This window comes from Ensifer sp., assembly GCF_035999135.1.
Lineage (GTDB): Bacteria > Pseudomonadota > Alphaproteobacteria > Rhizobiales > Rhizobiaceae > Ensifer.
Genome location: NZ_DASYGZ010000124.1, coordinates 1 through 15,855 on the forward strand (window position 1 = coordinate 1; position 15,855 = coordinate 15,855).

Here is a 15,855-nt window from a genome sequence, read left to right on the forward strand (position 1 = left end):
TTCTGCCACGTCGTCGGTCACGGCACCCGGTGGAAACGGTTGGACCGCGCTATTTGCCCTGGCGCGGTCCAACACATTCATTTTCGCACAAGTTTGACCGAATAGCCTTCCCTCGCAGTCCTGTCGGATGACTGCCGGCCAGAATGATCTTTGCGCCGCCGCCTGCATCGGATCGCACCGGGAAAGACCAATCCCTGATCGCGCCGATGTACGTCAAGAATGCTGGGTTCGCCGTATCCGACGGTCGTGCCCGAGGGAGACATGTCAGCAGTGCCAGCAGCAATGGAAGTCCGCGCCAACGGGCGCCGCCTCTTAAGCAGGCCGAGATCGCCGCATTGCCGCTCGTTTGCTGCAGGGTGCCGGCCATGAGTGCAATGCTCTCCCGCTATCTCAAGGATTTCAGCGCGCCGAAAGTCGAGCTGTCGCTGATGCCGCCGAAATACTTCCCCGATCTGGATGCCGACTTTGCCGAAGGCGATCGCTTCGGCGCGAGACCAGCCATGCCGGAAATCGACATTGATGCGGAGCGCCGGAGAGCCTTTGCCGAAGGGCGCGCCGAAGCCACTGCCGAACTTGTCTTCGAACAGGAAAAACAGCTCGCCGAGTTGCAGGCAGCCCATGCCGCGGAGCTCGAAGCGCTGACCCGCCGGTTCGAAGAGGAAACCGCCAGCCGCCTTGCCGCGCGCTTTGACGAAATGACCGACGAACTCGTCGTCGCGCTTGGCGACCAGGCCGCGCGCGTGCTTGCGCCGGTGATGGGCGATGCGCTGATGCAGCGCGCCGTCGCCGACATGGCGCATATGTTGAAGCAAGGCCTTTCGGCCGGCGAAGGCTGCACCATCGTCGTCAAGGGTCCAGGTGCTCTGTTCGAGGCGCTGAAGCGCCACTTTGAAGATGACCTGCCGTTGTTGCGCCACGTCGAAACCGACGACGTTGATCTGTCCGTCGAAGTCGACGGCACGGTCCTCGTGACGCGCATGACGGCCTGGGCCGATACTGTTCGGAAAGTTCTCGCATGAGCGACGAAAACCACCACAACGGCAAACACGAGATCATCATCGTCAAGCGCCACAGCGGCAGCCATGACGGCCACCACGGCGGCTCCTGGAAGATCGCCTATGCCGACTTCATGACCGCGATGATGGCCTTCTTCCTCGTGATGTGGCTGATCAATGCCGCCAACGAAGAGACGAAGGCCGCGATTGCCTCCTATTTCAATCCGGTGCAGCTGACCGACCAGAAGCCTGCCGAACGCGGTCTGAAGGATCCGGCCAAGGACGCGCAGGGTGAGGAAACGCAGCAGCGCTCCAAGGTCGATGGCGAGCAGGAGAAGTCTGGCGGTTCGGCCAAGACAGGTGATCAGCTGACGGCGACATCGGGCGAAGAAACGAAGTATTCCGACGCCGACTTCTTTGAAAATCCCTATTCGGTGCTGTCCGAGATCGCCCGTGAAGTCGGCCAGCAGGCCAACATCAGCGTCAAGGGCGAGGGCGGTGCGGCCCAGTCGGGGCCGGCGACCGGCGCCGATGGTGGCGAGGCCTATCGCGACCCCTTTGATCCGGATTTCTGGACGAAGCAGGTCGAGTTGAAGGACGCCGGCAACGTGACCGAAAGCGATGTCGCGCTTGCGGCCAAGACCACGATGCCGGCCGGAGCGACCCCGGTGGTCGAAGGCAGGTCCAAGGCCGAAGTCGAAGGCAAGGACAAGGACGCCGAAAAGACGAGCGAGGCCGCCGGACAGCCTGAAACTGATGCCGGCGAGAAGCCGAAGACCGAAGTTGCCGAGGCGGATGCCGAGAAGCAGGCCACCGAACTCCAGGCCGAACTGAAGAAGCAGCTGGCAGGCGAGGCGGGTCAGCTGGCCGAAGGGCTTGTCGTGACCCCGGCTGAAGGCGGCCTGATGGTGACGATCAGCGAACGCACCGACGCCCAGATGTTCGCCGTCGGCTCGGCCGTGCCGCAGAAGGAACTGGTGGTGGCGATGGAAAAGATCGGCCACCTCTTGGCCGGACGCCAGGGTGCGGTCGCAATCCGCGGCCACACGGATGGCCGTCCGTTCAAGGATGGAACCTATGACAATTGGCGGCTTTCTGCAGCCCGCGCCCAGAGCGCCTATTACATGCTCGTCCGTGGCGGCCTGAAGGAGGATCGCGTCAGCCAGATCAGCGGGTTTGCCGATCGACGCCTGCAGATCCCTGACGATCCCTATGCGCGAGGCAACCGGCGCATCGAGATCCTGTTGCAGTCGGCGCCGGGTTGAATGCCATGCTGAGACGCCTGCGATCCGTCCTGATAACCTGCTGCGTGCTCGCGGTCCCGTTTGCAAGCGGATCCGCGCGCGCCAACGACATCGAGGAACTCGCGCCCTTCAAGATGATCCGGTCGCTGCAATATGTGCAGGATTCCGTCGTGCTCGGCGATCACTCGGCGATCGAGATGCAGCGCTTCATGCTGGGTGCGATCGACAAGCGCCTTCGAGCGGCCGACGCCTCCGTGTTCGACGATCCGCGCAATGTCGATGCGGCCCTCGTCTACGCGATGAGCGGCGGCAATCCCGAGACGTTAAAGTACCTCGCAGATCATGACGTGTCGGGCAATTTCGATTCCCGCGTCACGGATGCGCTGCGGCAATATCTGAGCGGCAAGGGCGGCCTGATCGTCGAAAACCTGTCCAAGGCAGCGCCCGAATACCGCAATGGCCGGATAGGGCCTTACCTTTACCTCATCCTCGGCAACGCCACGTCGCAGCAGGATCCGGTTGGGGCGATGAAATACTACGACTGGGCGCGGCTGACCGCTCCCGGTACGATCATCGAAGAGGCGGCCTTGCGTCGCTCCGTGTTTCTCTCCGTGCAGGCGGGCGAGCCGGACAAGGGCTTCCGCTATGCGCTGGCTTATGCGCGTCGCTACCTGACGTCTCCCTATGCCAGCCAGTTCGCCGATGTCTTCGTCGAGCTTGCCGTTGCCCATTTCGATGGTGCGGCACAGGAGAAGATCTCCGAGATCCTCGACTTCATGGACGTGCCGCGCCAGCGCGAGGTGTATCTTCGCGTCGCGCGCAGGGCTGCGATTGCCGGCAAGCAGGAACTTGCCAAGCTCGCCTCGGAAAGGGCCGAAGCGCTCGGCGCGGATGATGCAAGCCAACCGAAGGTGCTTGCAAGCTTCTACGCCGGACTTGCCTCCGTCCCCTCGAATGACGTGTTCGCGGCGACTGCGAGCCTGGCGTCGATCTCCGATGCCGCGCTTTCGCCGCGTGACCGAGCGTTGCGTGACGCCGCCAAGGCGATCGCAGACGCGGTGGTCCGGCCGCCGAGCGGTGAAAGCCTCACGCAAGCGTTTGCAACTAAACCGGATAGACCGGCTGAAACGGATCGTTCGGCCGAAGCCGGAGAGACAGGCAGCGGCATGAGCCCCTTCGGCGATGCTCCGACCCCGAAGGTTGCGGCGGCAAATGTCGCAGCAACGGCGGTGGAGCCGGACGGGGACCCCGCGCACGACGGCTTCGTGGCCAAGGGGCGATCGAAGATCGAAGAGATCGACGCGCTCCTGAAGGGAGAAGGACAATGAGGGCTCTTGACGACACGCTGCGCGGTTTGCCTCAGGCCCTTGCCGGCAATGGTAGCGGTCGCGCCGGTGGCAAGGAGCAGGCCGGAGGACTTCCGGCAAGCGCGTTCGAGGACGCTGTGGCCAATGCCGGCCGGCAGAAGGCGAATGATCAGTCTGGCGCGGCCAACGATGATGCTGCAGCCGGCGACGCAGGAGCACAGGCCTTGATCGACAAGGACAACATTGCCAAGACACTCGCCCGCAAGGCGCACGGATTGGCGCAGCGCGCCGCAGCCATCGGTCAGGGCGATGCGGCTTTCGGTGAGCAGAACGCTGCCGGTCAGCTGCCCACCATCGAACGCGAAATCAATGCGCGACGCCTTGCTTCAAGCAAGACCGACGCGAAGACGCCGGCTGCCGATGCGGGCAGCATCGCCGGTGCGGTCGGCGAGGAAGAGCTTGCCAAGCGGCTCGCCGCCCTTTCTCAGAGCCTTGCCAAGGCGCAGGGCGCCAAGGGCGCCGCCGAGGGCGGCGACGATCCGACAGCGGCTGCCGACGGCGCGCAAACGCAAAAGAGCGAAATGGACGATCTGCTGACGCTGCTTGGCGGCGTCCAGTCGCCGGCAACGACGCAGGCCGGCGCATCCGCTACCGGCCGTGCCATTGCGGATGGCCAGGGCGTCGGCGCTCCTGCCGGCGTTCCGGCGGAACCTGACGCAAAGGCCGAGGCGGCGGCGGCAGGTGAGGGCGAGCCGGATCGGCTTTTCCGTTTCGCCCGCGCCGATGGCAAGGGACAGGCGGTCTCCATGAGCCTGTCGAAGGACGGCGAGGCGGCCTTTGACAGCGCCCGCCAGGGCTCCGCCAAGGTCGAGAACGTCACCGTGCTTGAGGCTCGACGCTATCTCGGCATCGCCATGAACGCCAATTCGAATGCAGTCGCCGACGCGATCGTGGGCGAGGCAGGCACGCCATCGCTGCAGCCAAGTGCGGCGCTGGCCCAGCCAGGCGCCTGGACACAGGCCGGCAAGACGCTGAACACCCTGAAGATCCAGCTCCATCCGATCGAGCTCGGTCTCGTCACGGCCACGCTGCGGCTGAAAGACGACGAGTTGCAGGTCGAGCTGAAGGTCGAGACCGGCGAAGCCTTCCGGCAATTGCGCGACGACCAGAGCGAGATGGTGAAGGCGCTGCGGGCGCAGGGCTTTGCCGTCGATCAGGTCAACATCGTGTTCAATTCCGGTGGCGATGCGTCGCAGGGCGGCGGTTCGCAGCAGCAGGCCCAGGCCCAGCCCGGGCAACAGGGACGCGAACGCGCCGACGGCAATGGTCAGGGACGACAGCAAAGACAGGACGATGGCCAGGCTTCGGGGGCCGAAAGGTGGGTTGGCAATGGCGGGACGGACGATGCGGCTGCCGGCACTGAGCGCTCTCGCACTGGTCACGTCTACATGTAGTGCCCTTGCCAGCGCCAGCAGCGGTGTCTGCGAACGCGAGATCATCAGCGCGGCTGCAAAATACAACGTCCCCGCGGGCATCCTCTATTCGGTCGGATTGACCGAAACCGGCCGCAAGGGCTCACTCCAGCCCTATGCGATGAACATCGAGGGCAAGGCCTATTTCGGTACCAGCGAACAGGACGTTCTGGCCCAGTTCGGCAATGCGCGGGCGCAGGGTGCCAAGCTCATCGATCTCGGCTGCATGCAGATCAACTATTACTTCCATGGCGAGCATTTCACCTCGCCGGCCGAGATGCTTGACCCGCAGAAGAATGTCGAATATGCCGCGCGCTTCCTGGCCAATCTTCACGCCAGGCACGAGACCTGGACGATGGCCGTTGCGCGCTATCACGCCGGCCCGAACAATGACCCGGCGCAGAAGAAATACGTCTGCCGGGTGATCGCGAACCTCGTCGCGACCGGCTACGGCAAGTGGACGCCGAACGCCACGCAGTTCTGCCATTAAACAACCAAAGATTGAATTAGTGAGTCGTTTGCCGCAATGTGGCGACAATGCGCGGAGAATGTGACAGCAAGCGATTTGTCGTATCCCGTTAACTTTTCCACATTATTTTAGTGTCGTTTCGGGCGGGGTGCTACTAGATATAGATCAAATCGGCGAGACATGGTTAATCAATTATTAATTCCACCCATTAACTTCCTCTAGTTGTTCATGAATCCCTCGATTCGTACCTCTCAATCAGTGCGGTGCCATACTGATTCGGAGGCGGACGAATGATCGTAGTGGTTGATGAAAGAGAGCTCGTTAAGGACGGGTACACGTCCCTGTTCGGGCGTGAAGGTATTCCCTCGACGGGTTTTGATCCCCGGGAGTTCGGGGAATGGGTCAATGCGGCGGCTGATTCGGATATCGACGCCGTCGAGGCATTCCTGATCGGGCAGGGTGACGCGACCTTCGCGCTGCCGCGCGCCATCCGCGACCGGTCGATGGCGCCGGTCATCGCCGTCAGCGACACGCCCTCTCTCGAAAACACGCTTGCACTCTTTGATTGCGGCGTCGACGACGTCGTGCGCAAGCCCGTTCACCCCCGCGAAATCCTCGCCCGCGTCGCTGCGATCCGCCGCCGCCTGAAGGCGATTACCAACTTCACCGACATCGGTCCGATCCGCGTCTTTGCCGACGGCCGCGATCCCGAGATCAACGGTGAAGTCTTCGCGCTGCCCCGCCGTGAGCGCCGCATCCTTGAGTATTTGGTCGCCAACCGCGGCCGTCGTGTTTCCAAGTCGCAGATCTTCAACGCGATCTACGGGATCTTCGACGAGGATGTCGAAGAGAACGTCGTCGAGAGCCACATCAGCAAGCTGCGCAAGAAATTGCGCAAGAAGCTCGGCTTCGACCCGATCGATTCCAAGCGCTTCCTTGGCTACTGCATCGACTGGAACTGAACGCCACGCGAAAGTGCGGGCACCGAACCAAGACAGGTTCACGCAAGGCCCGCTTCCTAGTGTCGCCGTAACAAGGAAATGAGGATCCGATATGAGTCTCTATGGCAGCATGAGAACGGGTGTGTCCGGTATGAACGCCCAGTCGAACCGTCTGGGCACCGTCGCCGAAAACATCGCGAATTCGAACACGACGGGCTACAAGCGCGCCTCCACTGAGTTCTCGTCGATGATCCTGCCTTCGGGCGGCGGCAACTACAATTCCGGCGGCGTCGAGACGCAGGTCCGCTACAGCATCTCCCAGCAGGGCGGCTCGAGCTACACCACGTCGGCAAGCGATCTGATGATCAACGGCGGCGGCTTCTTCATCGTTTCGGGCAATGGCGGCCAGAACTTCCTGACGCGCGCCGGCTCCTTCGTTCCGGACAAGGAAGGCAACCTCGTCAACACCGCCGGCTTCACGCTGATGGGCTACGAGTACAAGGCTGGCGTCGACCCGACCGTTGTCGTCAACGGTTTTGACGGCCTGGTGCCGGTCAAGCTCGCGGACGACGGCGTGGTGGCTTCCGGCTCAACCAAGGGCTCGATGGGGGCAACGCTTCCAGGCAATGCGGCAAACGGTGCGCAGGAAAAGTCGTCGCTTTCGGTCTATGACAGTCAGGGGAATTCCCGCCTTCTCGACTTCACCTATACGAAAACCGGTACCGGCACCTGGAGCCTTACAGTTGTCGACCGCCAGACCGGAACCAACATCGCAACTCAGGCACTGGCGTTTGATGCGGCCGGCAAGTTGACAACGACCCCGGCGACGCTGACGACGGCCACCATGGGCCCCTTTGCCGGCAGTGGCGCCACGCTCGCTCCGCTCGCGATCGACTTTTCCAAGACGACCCAAGCCGGCGACAAATTCGAAACCGATGGTGGCACCATCAACGGTAGCAAGCCTTCAAAAATGACGGGCTTCGAGATCGACAAGGAAGGCGTCGTTTACGCCAAGTACGGCGACAACCTGGTGCCGAAGTTCCGCATTGCGCTCGCAAACGTTCAGAGCCCGGACAAGCTGCAGCCGGAATCGGGCAACGTCTACACCCAGGGCGCAGACTCGGGCGTCATCGTCACGGGTTTTGCCGGATCCGGCGCCTTTGGCGACATCAAATCCAAGGCGCTTGAAAACTCCAACGTCGATATCGCCAACGAACTGACTTCGATGATCGAGGCACAGCGCAACTACACGGCAAACTCCAAGGTGTTCCAGACCGCCTCGGACCTGCTTGACGTGCTGGTCAACCTGAAACGGTAATTGAAAGAGATACGGTCCGCGTCATGTCGCTGTCCTCCGCAATATCCATCGCCCAGCAAGCCTTCAGCAACACGGCGCAGCAGACCGCGATCGTGTCGAAGAACATCGCGAACGCGGGCAATGCGGACTATTCGCGTCGCCTTGCCCTCTTGGGCAGCACCGGAAACGGCGCGCAGGTCGTATCCATCTACCGGGCACAAAACGAGGCGCTGCTCAAGCAGAGCATCGCCAACATCGGCGAAGCCTCGGGCCAGGCGCGGCTGAGCGATGGCCTGGAACTTTTGAAGTCGGCGCTCGGCGGCAACAATTACGAAACGGCGCCCGCGAAACTGCTTTCACAGTTTCGCGAGAGCCTGCAGACCCTGGCATCCACGCCCGGCAACAAGACGATCGCAGCTGCAGCCGTCACCAGCGCGCAGGATCTTGCCAACTCGCTGAACAAGACGTCCGACACTGTGCAGAATATGCGCGAGGATGCGGACAAGGAGATCGCTCTCGAAGTCGACAAGCTGAACAGCCTGCTGGCGGACTTCGAAAAGGTCAACAACACCATCAAGGCGACGCCGCAGGGCGGTGATGCCAACGATGCGCTCGACCAGCGCGACAAGATCCTGAAGCAGGTGTCGGAGATCATCGGCATCTCCACCGTCACTCGCGGTAACAATGACACGGTGATCTTCACCACCGACGGAACGGTTCTCTTCGAGAACAGCCCACGTCAGGTCACCTTCGCTCCGACCACCGCTTTTGACGCAACCACCACCGGCAACAAGATCTTCGTCGATGGCGTGCCGATCGCGGCCGGAAGCGGCGCAGATACCACGGCGAAGGGCAAGCTCGCGAGCCTCGTGCAACTGCGCGACGACGTCGGGCCGAAGTTCCAGTCGCAACTCGACGAAATTGCCCGCGGCCTGGTCGAGCTCTTCAAGGAAGGCAATCCCAGCGGCGCGCCGCCGATACCCTATCAGCCGGGCCTCTTTACCTGGGGCAGCCCGGGCGTGCCCGCGGCAGGCACGGTGGTTCCGGGCCTGGCATCGAAGATTACCGTCAACGCGCTCGCAAAGGCCAATCCGCTGCTGTTGCGCGACGGCGGCTTCAATGGTGTGGTGTCAAACCCGGGTGGTGCTGCAAATCCCAGCCCCGGTTACACGGGCCTGATCGACGGCTTCATCAACAAGATGGGCGAGAACATGTCGTTCGACCCGTCGACGGGCCTCGACGGCACCAGCAGCCTCCTGAACTTGGCGACGGGGTCGGTCGGCTGGCTGGAGCAGACGCGCAAGACCGCATCGACAGCCGATGTCAGCAAGCAGGCAATGCTGTCGCGCACCCAGGAAGCGCTCAGCAAGCAGACGGGCGTCAGCATCGATGAGGAGCTGTCGCTGCTGCTCGATCTCGAACAATCCTACAAAGCATCGGCCAAGCTGGTGAGCACCGTGGACGCCATGATGGCGGCCCTGATGGAAGCTGTGAGGTAATCATGAAGACGTCCTACGTTTCTAATCTGGCGATCCAAACCGCCATGCGTCTGACGATTGCGCAAAATCAGTCGGACCTGTTGAAAGCGACCCAGGAACAGACGACCGGCCGGCACTATGACGTCGGCCTTACGCTCGGAGCATCGACGTCCCAGTCGCTCAATATCCAACGCGAGATCGACCGGCTGAAGTCGTTGAAGAGCACGAATTCCGTCGTCACCCAGCGCCTGTCGGGCTCGCAGGGCGCCTTGGAAACGATGGCGAAGTCCGCCGAGAAGCTGCGCGACACGCTTGTCACCTACAAGGGCAACGATGCCGCCAGCCAGCTGAAGATCCAGAAGACCGAAATCATGGGCGCGCTGCAGACCTTCACGGCCGCCGCCAATACCTCCTTCAACGGCGAGTTCCTGTTTTCGGGTATCAACACAGATGCCAAGCCGCTCGCCGACTACAGCACGACACCGCCTTCGGCCGCCAAGACCGCCTTCGACAACGCGCTTTCGACCTTCATGGGAGCGCAGTTGCCGCCGTTGACCGGCATGGACCAGTTCTCCGTCACCCAGATGCAGGACTTCATCAAGAACACGGTCGAACCGATGTTCACTGGCACGGGCTGGGATGCCAGCTGGTCGAATGCGTCCAATCAGAACATGACGAGCCGGATCAGCGCCAGCGAAGTCATTGAAAGCTCGACCAACGCCAACACGGCCGGTTTCCGCAATTTTGCCCTGGCGAGCGTGATCTCCGCCGAACTGATGGACAAGAACGTGACGCCCGAGGTGCGCGCGGCCATCGGCGTCGCAGCTCTCGATTATGCCGAAAAGGGCCTCGCCGGTCTGAACGCTGAACGCAGCCAGCTCGGCATCTCCGAATCGCGCGTGAAGAAGGCGAACACCTCGATCGACGCTCAGCTCACGATCTTCACGAACCAGTTCAACGCCCTCGAGGGGATCGATGTCGAGGAAACGGCGACCCGTATCAACACGCTGAAGGTGCAGCTGGAAACGTCCTATACACTAACGTCGCGACTACAGCAGATGAGCTTGCTCAATTTCCTCTAATGTGAGGAGCCGGACAAACATGAAGGATGTCTGAATGTACCAATTTTCTTATGCCGAGATCATGGAGGACGGCGTCGCCGACTCCAAGAATCGAGAACGGCAGGTACTCGACCGCTCGATCGCGCTCATGGAAGCAGCGAAGCAGCAGAAGGGGTACTCAAGAGAAGCCATCGAGGCCATCTACTTTACCCGACGCCTGTGGATCCGCTTCATCGAGGATCTGCGCGCTCCGGAAAACCAGCTGAACGAAGAGCTGCGCGCCAATCTGATTTCGATCGCCATCTGGATACTCAACGAGACGGAGAAGATCCGCAAACGCGAATCTTCCAACTTCCAGGGCATAATTGACATTACCACCATCATCAGGGATGGACTGAAATGAAGAGCACACTGCGTATTTCGCTGAAGTCGGGCGAACGGATTTTTGTCAATGGCGCGGTGCTTCGCGTCGATCGCAAGGTTGCGGTCGAGTTCCTGAACGACGTGACTTTTCTTCTCGAAAACCACGTGCTTCAGCCTGAAGATGCAACCACGCCGCTGAAGCAGCTCTACTTCATCGCGCAGATGATCCTGATCAACCCGGAAGGTGCGGAACAGTCGACCGCGATGTTCCGCAAGTCGATCGTCATGCTGCTCAACTGCTTCAAGAACGAAGAAATTCTGGCCGAGTTGAAGCGTGTCGACGGGCTTGTCACCAACGGCCGCGCGTTCGAGGCGCTGAAGGCGATCCGCGGGCTCTACGCGATCGAAGACCGCATCCTCAACACCCAGGAAATCACGCCGGCCACGGTCGAGCAGATTCGCAAGGAGATTGCACCATGGCGGTAAGCGGCGTCAGCAACAACGGCTACACTCCGAACGTTTCGGCTCAGGATTCGGGCGGCGACGCCGCCAAGGCATCGCTCAACTACGAGAGCTTCCTGAAGCTGCTCGTCGCCCAGATGAAGAATCAGGATCCGACGCAGCCGATGGACGCCACGCAGCAGATCGCCCAGCTCGCGACGTTTTCGCAGGTGGAGCAGACGATCAAGACCAACAAGAATCTTGAGAGCCTGCTGCAACGCACGTCGCTCAGCGAAGCCGACGCCGTCATCGGGCGGACCGTCACCAGCGAAGACGGCAAGACCACTGGCGTGGTTAAGGAAGTGAAACTATACTCTGACGGAATCATTGCGGTGCTCGACAACGGCAAGGAGCTTGTTATCGGCCCCGGCGTCAAGGTGAAGTGACACATTCATGAATGAGGCGGATGCGCTCGATATCGTACAGGCCGCGATCTGGACCGTGATCGTGGCCTCGGGCCCCGCCGTTCTCGCCGCCATGGTCGTCGGCGTCGTCATCGCCTTCATCCAGGCGCTGACCCAGGTCCAGGAAATGACGCTCACCTTCGTTCCGAAGATTCTTGCCGTCATGGTCACGGTTGCGGTGTCCGCGCCCTTCATCGGCGCCCAGATCTCGATTTTCACCGACATCATCTTTTCGCGCATCCAGTCCGGCTTCTGAGCCCTCTGCGCGTTTTCCCTGGTCCTCGATGCCGGGTGTGAAACCCTCGCGCAAGCTTAGGTCGCTATCTCCGTCTCTATAGTGGGGCAGCGCGTGTGAATGCTGCCTTGTTCTCATGATGAGACGGAAGAGACATGGCACAACAAGCAGCGTTGATTATCCCGAAAGCGGCACCGAAGGGCCGGGACATCGGCTTCGCGCTCGGCATCGTGGCGATCCTGTCGATCCTCTTCCTGCCAATCCCGCCCTTCCTGATCGACATGGGCCTCGCCTTCTCGATCGCCTTTTCCGTATTGATCCTGATGGTCTCGCTGTGGATCCAGCGTCCGCTCGAGTTCTCCTCGTTCCCGACCATCCTGCTGATCTCCACCATGGTGCGCCTGGCGCTGAACATCGCCACGACGCGCGTCATCCTCTCGCATGGTCACGAGGGCCACGGGGCAGCCGGCGGCGTCATTTCCGGCTTCGCCAGCCTCGTCATGTCCGGCGACTTCGTCATCGGTCTGATCGTCTTCCTGATCCTCATCACCGTGAACTTCATCGTCATCACCAAGGGTGCGACGCGTATCGCTGAAGTCGGCGCGCGTTTTACCCTCGATGCGATCCCCGGCAAGCAGATGTCGATCGACGCCGACCTGTCGGCGGGCCTGATCGACGAGAAGGAGGCCCAGCGCCGCCGCCGCGAGCTTGAAGAGGAAAGCTCGTTCTACGGTTCGATGGACGGTGCCTCGAAATTCGTACGCGGCGACGCGATCGCCGGCCTGATCATTACCGCGATCAACATTTTCGGCGGCATCATCATCGGCTATCTGCGCCATGGCATGCCGATCGGCGAAGCGGCCGACGTCTTCGTCAAGCTGTCGGTCGGCGACGGCCTCGTTTCGCAGATTCCGGCCCTGATCGTTTCGCTTGCCGCCGGCCTGCTCGTTTCGCGTGGCGGTACATCCGGGTCAACCGACCAGGCCGTCGTCGGCCAGCTCGGCGGTTACCCGAAGGCGCTGATGGTCGCCTCCGGCCTGATCATTCTCCTGGCGGTCGTCCCGGGCCTGCCGTTCCTGCCCTTTGCCGTTCTCGGCGGCGGCATGGCGTTCCTCAGCTGGCTCGTGCCGCGCCAGATCGAGGCGGCCAACGCTGCCCGGCGCGCCGAGGAAGCAGCCAAGGTCCAGCAGACCAAGGAAGGCGAGCAGGATTCGGTCAAGTCGGTGCTGAAGACCGCCGAGATCGAGCTGCTGCTCGGCAAGCAGGTCTCGACCCGCCTGCTCGGTGCGCACCAGGAGCTCGCCTTCCGCGTCGGCAAGATGCGCCGCAAGTTTGCCGGCCAGTACGGTCTCGTCATCCCGGAAATCAAGGTCTCGGACGATATCAGCATCCCCGACAAGGCTTACCATATCCGCATTCACGGCACGACGATCGCGTCCAACACGGTGCGCGTCGGCGAAGTGCTTGTCGTCACCGGTGGCGGCCGTCGGCCGAGCGTGCCGGGCGACGAGATCCGCGAACCCGCCTTCGGCATGCCGGCCGTCTCCATTCTGGAAACCTTCACCGAAGACCTGAAGCGCGAGGGCTTCCATCCGATCGACAACGTCTCGGTGGTGCTGACCCACCTGAGCGAAGTGATCCGCAACAACCTGCCGCATCTCTTGTCCTACAAGGACGTCAAGGTGCTGATCGAAAGGCTCGATCCGGAATACCGCAAGCTTGCCGATGAGATCTGCACCTCACACATGTCCTATTCGGGTCTGCAGGCCGTCTTGAAGCTGCTTCTCGCCGAACGCGTCTCGATCCGCAACCTGCACCTGATCCTCGAAGCCGTCGCCGAGCTTGCGCCGCATGTGCGCAAGACCGAGCAGATCGTCGAGCACGTGCGGGTGCGCATGTCGCAGCAGCTGTGCGGCGACCTTGCCGACAACGGCATCCTGCGCGTGCTGAGGCTTGGCAACAAATGGGACATGGTCTTCCATCAGGCGCTGAAGCGCGACGCCAAGGGCGAGGTCGTCGAGTTCGACATCGATCCGCGGCACCTGGAAGAGTTCAGCGAGCAGGCGACTAAAGTTATCCGTGAACATCTCGATCGCGGCATGCCCTTCGTGCTGGTAAGTTCGCCCGAATCCCGTTCATATGTGCGCATGATCATCGAGCGCCTCTTTGCCACATTGCCCGTGCTCTCGCATGTCGAGCTCGCCAAGGGCCTAGAGATCAAGATCATCGGCTCCATTTCATGATCACCGACCCTGAGGGCACGGTGCTGGCGCTGTTTGCGGCCTTCTGTCGTATCGGTGGCTGCATCATGATCATACCCGGGTTTTCCAGTGCACGTATTCCCATGCAGATCCGGCTGTTCATCGCCGTGGCCGTTTCCATGGCGATCCTGCCGATCATGTGGACCGACATCTATCCTCAGGTCACCGGAAAGGCGCACACCTACATCTACCTGATCGCCGCCGAAACTGCGGTCGGCGCGGTGATGGGGCTGGTGGCGCGCTATTACGTGCTCGGGCTTCAGTTCGTCGGTGCGACCGTCACCATGCTGATGGGTTTCAGTTCGCCGCCATCGTCCGACGTCATCGAAGACACACCGGAAAACCAGATGACCAGCCTGATCAGCTTTGCCGGGCTGATGGTGCTCTTTATGCTCGATTTCCACCATGTGATGATCGAGGCGATCGTCCAGTCCTATCGCGCCATGCCGATCGGCACAGCGTTTGACCCGCAGGGCGTGCTGATCACGCTCACGGATTCGCTTGCCCAGACCTTCATGATCATGCTGAGGCTCGCGAGCCCCTTCGTCATCTACGGCCTGCTTTTCAACGTGGCGATCGGCATGGTCAACAAGCTCGCGCCACAGATCCCGATCTACTTCATCTCGCAGCCCTATCTGATCATGGGCGGCATGTTCCTGCTCTATCTTGGCATCGCCGCGATGCTGCGCCTCTTCGGCGACGGTTTCGCACCGGTCATGCAGGGAGGATAGCCCACATGAAGACGCGCTCGCAGAAACTCAAGCGCCTGGTCGCGGTCCAGCGCCATCTCGAGCAGATGGCGGAAGCCGACTATGTCGAGATGGTGCGCCAGCGCGAGGTTCTGGCGGAGACGATCGACGTGGTCGTCGACGCGATGGGATCGGCCCATCCGATGCACCGGATGTTTTCCGGGCACTATTCCTCCCAGGTTGGACGCCTCGTGCAGAAGGACCAGATGCTGCACGGCATCCAGCAGACACACGAAGCCCGCATGCTGCGCGAACGCGCAAAGGCCGACCGGCTCGAGGAAAACATGAAGGAAGCGCGCCAGTCCGAAGAGCGCGAAGAAGCCGACAATTCCATCTACGACCTGATCGATCAACACGTTACGGGAAACGCGCCAGCTTCCGGTAAGGTTGACGGGCGATAGTGTGTCATACCGGGTCGCTCCAACAGTGGAGCGGGTCGGCCCAAACTATTGCTCCATGCATTGGCGTTGCACCCGGACGGGTGACCCAGGCACGATTTTGAGAGGATTCGTCATGGCCATCTCTCCGCCCAGCGATCTGGTGTTGGATGTCGTGCGCGCCGCCGACCCGAGCGAAGTGCAGGAAGCGCAGGCACGGCTGAAAGCCAACCGCGCCGCCTTCACGGCGACCAGCCTTGCGGAGAACGGCAACGGTTTTGCCGCCGCCGTCAACGTGCTCAATCTGTCCCCTTCCGGATCGAGCGGGCTCGGTGACATCGATAATCGTGTCGAGCAGAAGAAGATCCCGGAGACCTACCGGAAATTCGAGGCGATGGTGCTGCAGAACTTCGTGAAATCGATGCTGCCGGCCGAGAGCGAGAACGTCTTCGGCAAGGGCACGGCCGGTGACATCTGGAAGAGCATGATGGCCGAGCAGATCGGCGATGTCATCTCCAAGAGCGGCGGCATCGGCATTGCCGACCAACTGGTTGGCGACAACGCTCCCGATCGGGTCCAGGCCTCGCTCGATGGCAACAGCCGGAACCTCGCCGCAAGCCTCGTGCAGGAATACGAGCGCAAGACGCTGACCGGCTTTGCGACCGAAGACGACAAGAACAAACAAGCCTAATTGGGAGTTG

At 61.6% G+C, this 15,855-nt stretch carries 17 protein-coding genes; all 17 read left to right on the forward strand.

Translation table 11 applies throughout. The features are described 5' to 3' along the window. Positions 1 to 365 precede the first annotated feature (365 nt). The 17 genes from VGO12_RS14700 (at position 366) to VGO12_RS14780 (ending at position 15,845) form a co-directional block, all read left to right on the forward strand. Positions 366 to 1,019, forward strand: coding sequence for a hypothetical protein (locus tag VGO12_RS14700; RefSeq protein ID WP_327513488.1), 654 nt, complete (start codon positions 366 to 368; stop codon positions 1,017 to 1,019). Further along, positions 1,016 to 2,260 carry a MotB family protein gene (locus VGO12_RS14705; protein ID WP_327513489.1) on the forward strand — a complete coding sequence of 415 codons (1,245 nt, stop codon included), beginning with the start codon at positions 1,016 to 1,018 and terminating at the stop codon, positions 2,258 to 2,260. Before VGO12_RS14700 ends, VGO12_RS14705 begins: the two co-directional genes overlap by 4 nt. A gap of 5 nt (positions 2,261 to 2,265) precedes the next feature. Continuing rightward, positions 2,266 to 3,567 (forward strand): chemotaxis protein MotC, encoded by a 1,302-nt coding sequence (gene motC / locus VGO12_RS14710; protein WP_327513490.1) that lies wholly within the window; start codon positions 2,266 to 2,268, stop codon positions 3,565 to 3,567. After that, positions 3,564 to 5,000: a flagellar hook-length control protein FliK gene (locus VGO12_RS14715; protein ID WP_327513491.1), complete on the forward strand. Its 1,437-nt coding sequence runs from the start codon at positions 3,564 to 3,566 to the stop codon at positions 4,998 to 5,000. Before motC ends, VGO12_RS14715 begins: the two co-directional genes overlap by 4 nt. Further along, complete coding sequence (locus tag VGO12_RS14720; RefSeq protein WP_327513514.1) at positions 4,951 to 5,508, forward strand: lytic transglycosylase domain-containing protein; 558 nt, start codon at positions 4,951 to 4,953, stop codon at positions 5,506 to 5,508. Before VGO12_RS14715 ends, VGO12_RS14720 begins: the two co-directional genes overlap by 50 nt. Positions 5,509 to 5,777: 269 nt before the next feature. Continuing rightward, complete coding sequence (rem, locus tag VGO12_RS14725; protein ID WP_327513492.1) at positions 5,778 to 6,449, forward strand: transcriptional activator Rem; 672 nt, start codon at positions 5,778 to 5,780, stop codon at positions 6,447 to 6,449. Positions 6,450 to 6,540: 91 nt separating this feature from the next. Continuing rightward, the gene (locus VGO12_RS14730) at positions 6,541 to 7,746 is read left to right on the forward strand and encodes a flagellar hook protein FlgE (protein WP_327513493.1); all 1,206 of its coding nucleotides are present in this window, start codon (positions 6,541 to 6,543) and stop codon (positions 7,744 to 7,746) included. Between the two features lie 23 nt (positions 7,747 to 7,769). Continuing rightward, a complete protein-coding gene (flgK, locus tag VGO12_RS14735; RefSeq protein WP_327513494.1) occupies positions 7,770 to 9,224 on the forward strand; it encodes a flagellar hook-associated protein FlgK in 1,455 nt (484 codons plus the stop codon). Between the two features lie 2 nt (positions 9,225 to 9,226). Next, positions 9,227 to 10,285: a flagellar hook-associated family protein gene (locus VGO12_RS14740; RefSeq protein WP_327513495.1), complete on the forward strand. Its 1,059-nt coding sequence runs from the start codon at positions 9,227 to 9,229 to the stop codon at positions 10,283 to 10,285. Positions 10,286 to 10,319: 34 nt separating this feature from the next. Beyond that, positions 10,320 to 10,667, forward strand: coding sequence for a flagellar biosynthesis regulator FlaF (gene flaF / locus VGO12_RS14745; RefSeq protein ID WP_034800744.1), 348 nt, complete (start codon positions 10,320 to 10,322; stop codon positions 10,665 to 10,667). After that, positions 10,664 to 11,113: a flagellar biosynthesis repressor FlbT gene (gene flbT / locus VGO12_RS14750; protein WP_034800746.1), complete on the forward strand. Its 450-nt coding sequence runs from the start codon at positions 10,664 to 10,666 to the stop codon at positions 11,111 to 11,113. The genes flaF and flbT overlap by 4 nt, the downstream gene beginning before the upstream one ends. Continuing rightward, a complete protein-coding gene (gene flgD / locus VGO12_RS14755) occupies positions 11,104 to 11,514 on the forward strand; it encodes a flagellar hook assembly protein FlgD (protein WP_034800748.1) in 411 nt (136 codons plus the stop codon). Before flbT ends, flgD begins: the two co-directional genes overlap by 10 nt. A gap of 7 nt (positions 11,515 to 11,521) precedes the next feature. Beyond that, positions 11,522 to 11,788, forward strand: coding sequence for a flagellar biosynthesis protein FliQ (gene fliQ / locus VGO12_RS14760; protein ID WP_327513496.1), 267 nt, complete (start codon positions 11,522 to 11,524; stop codon positions 11,786 to 11,788). Between the two features lie 134 nt (positions 11,789 to 11,922). Then, positions 11,923 to 14,010: a flagellar biosynthesis protein FlhA gene (flhA, locus tag VGO12_RS14765; protein WP_327513497.1), complete on the forward strand. Its 2,088-nt coding sequence runs from the start codon at positions 11,923 to 11,925 to the stop codon at positions 14,008 to 14,010. Continuing rightward, on the forward strand, positions 14,007 to 14,759 hold the full coding sequence (gene fliR / locus VGO12_RS14770; protein WP_327513498.1) for a flagellar biosynthetic protein FliR: 753 nt from the start codon (positions 14,007 to 14,009) through the stop codon (positions 14,757 to 14,759). Before flhA ends, fliR begins: the two co-directional genes overlap by 4 nt. A 5-nt stretch (positions 14,760 to 14,764) precedes the next feature. Continuing rightward, complete coding sequence (locus VGO12_RS14775; protein ID WP_327513499.1) at positions 14,765 to 15,178, forward strand: hypothetical protein; 414 nt, start codon at positions 14,765 to 14,767, stop codon at positions 15,176 to 15,178. A gap of 112 nt (positions 15,179 to 15,290) precedes the next feature. Continuing rightward, entirely contained in the window at positions 15,291 to 15,845 is a 555-nt protein-coding gene (locus tag VGO12_RS14780; protein ID WP_327513500.1) for a rod-binding protein, read from the forward strand. Positions 15,846 to 15,855 lie beyond the last annotated feature (10 nt).

What these genes read in the sequence shown, in the direction of transcription:
- VGO12_RS14700 (WP_327513488.1), top strand. Translation starts at nt 366, where the DNA reads ATGAGTGCAATGCTCTCCCGCTATCTCAAGGATTTCAGCGCGCCGAAA.
- VGO12_RS14705 (WP_327513489.1), top strand. Translation starts at nt 1,016, where the DNA reads ATGAGCGACGAAAACCACCACAACGGCAAACACGAGATCATCATCGTC.
- motC (WP_327513490.1), top strand. Translation starts at nt 2,266, where the DNA reads ATGCTGAGACGCCTGCGATCCGTCCTGATAACCTGCTGCGTGCTCGCG.
- VGO12_RS14715 (WP_327513491.1), top strand. Translation starts at nt 3,564, where the DNA reads ATGAGGGCTCTTGACGACACGCTGCGCGGTTTGCCTCAGGCCCTTGCC.
- VGO12_RS14720 (WP_327513514.1), top strand. Translation starts at nt 4,951, where the DNA reads ATGCGGCTGCCGGCACTGAGCGCTCTCGCACTGGTCACGTCTACATGT.
- rem (WP_327513492.1), top strand. Translation starts at nt 5,778, where the DNA reads ATGATCGTAGTGGTTGATGAAAGAGAGCTCGTTAAGGACGGGTACACG.
- VGO12_RS14730 (WP_327513493.1), top strand. Translation starts at nt 6,541, where the DNA reads ATGAGTCTCTATGGCAGCATGAGAACGGGTGTGTCCGGTATGAACGCC.
- flgK (WP_327513494.1), top strand. Translation starts at nt 7,770, where the DNA reads ATGTCGCTGTCCTCCGCAATATCCATCGCCCAGCAAGCCTTCAGCAAC.
- VGO12_RS14740 (WP_327513495.1), top strand. Translation starts at nt 9,227, where the DNA reads ATGAAGACGTCCTACGTTTCTAATCTGGCGATCCAAACCGCCATGCGT.
- flaF (WP_034800744.1), top strand. Translation starts at nt 10,320, where the DNA reads ATGTACCAATTTTCTTATGCCGAGATCATGGAGGACGGCGTCGCCGAC.
- flbT (WP_034800746.1), top strand. Translation starts at nt 10,664, where the DNA reads ATGAAGAGCACACTGCGTATTTCGCTGAAGTCGGGCGAACGGATTTTT.
- flgD (WP_034800748.1), top strand. Translation starts at nt 11,104, where the DNA reads ATGGCGGTAAGCGGCGTCAGCAACAACGGCTACACTCCGAACGTTTCG.
- fliQ (WP_327513496.1), top strand. Translation starts at nt 11,522, where the DNA reads ATGAATGAGGCGGATGCGCTCGATATCGTACAGGCCGCGATCTGGACC.
- flhA (WP_327513497.1), top strand. Translation starts at nt 11,923, where the DNA reads ATGGCACAACAAGCAGCGTTGATTATCCCGAAAGCGGCACCGAAGGGC.
- fliR (WP_327513498.1), top strand. Translation starts at nt 14,007, where the DNA reads ATGATCACCGACCCTGAGGGCACGGTGCTGGCGCTGTTTGCGGCCTTC.
- VGO12_RS14775 (WP_327513499.1), top strand. Translation starts at nt 14,765, where the DNA reads ATGAAGACGCGCTCGCAGAAACTCAAGCGCCTGGTCGCGGTCCAGCGC.
- VGO12_RS14780 (WP_327513500.1), top strand. Translation starts at nt 15,291, where the DNA reads ATGGCCATCTCTCCGCCCAGCGATCTGGTGTTGGATGTCGTGCGCGCC.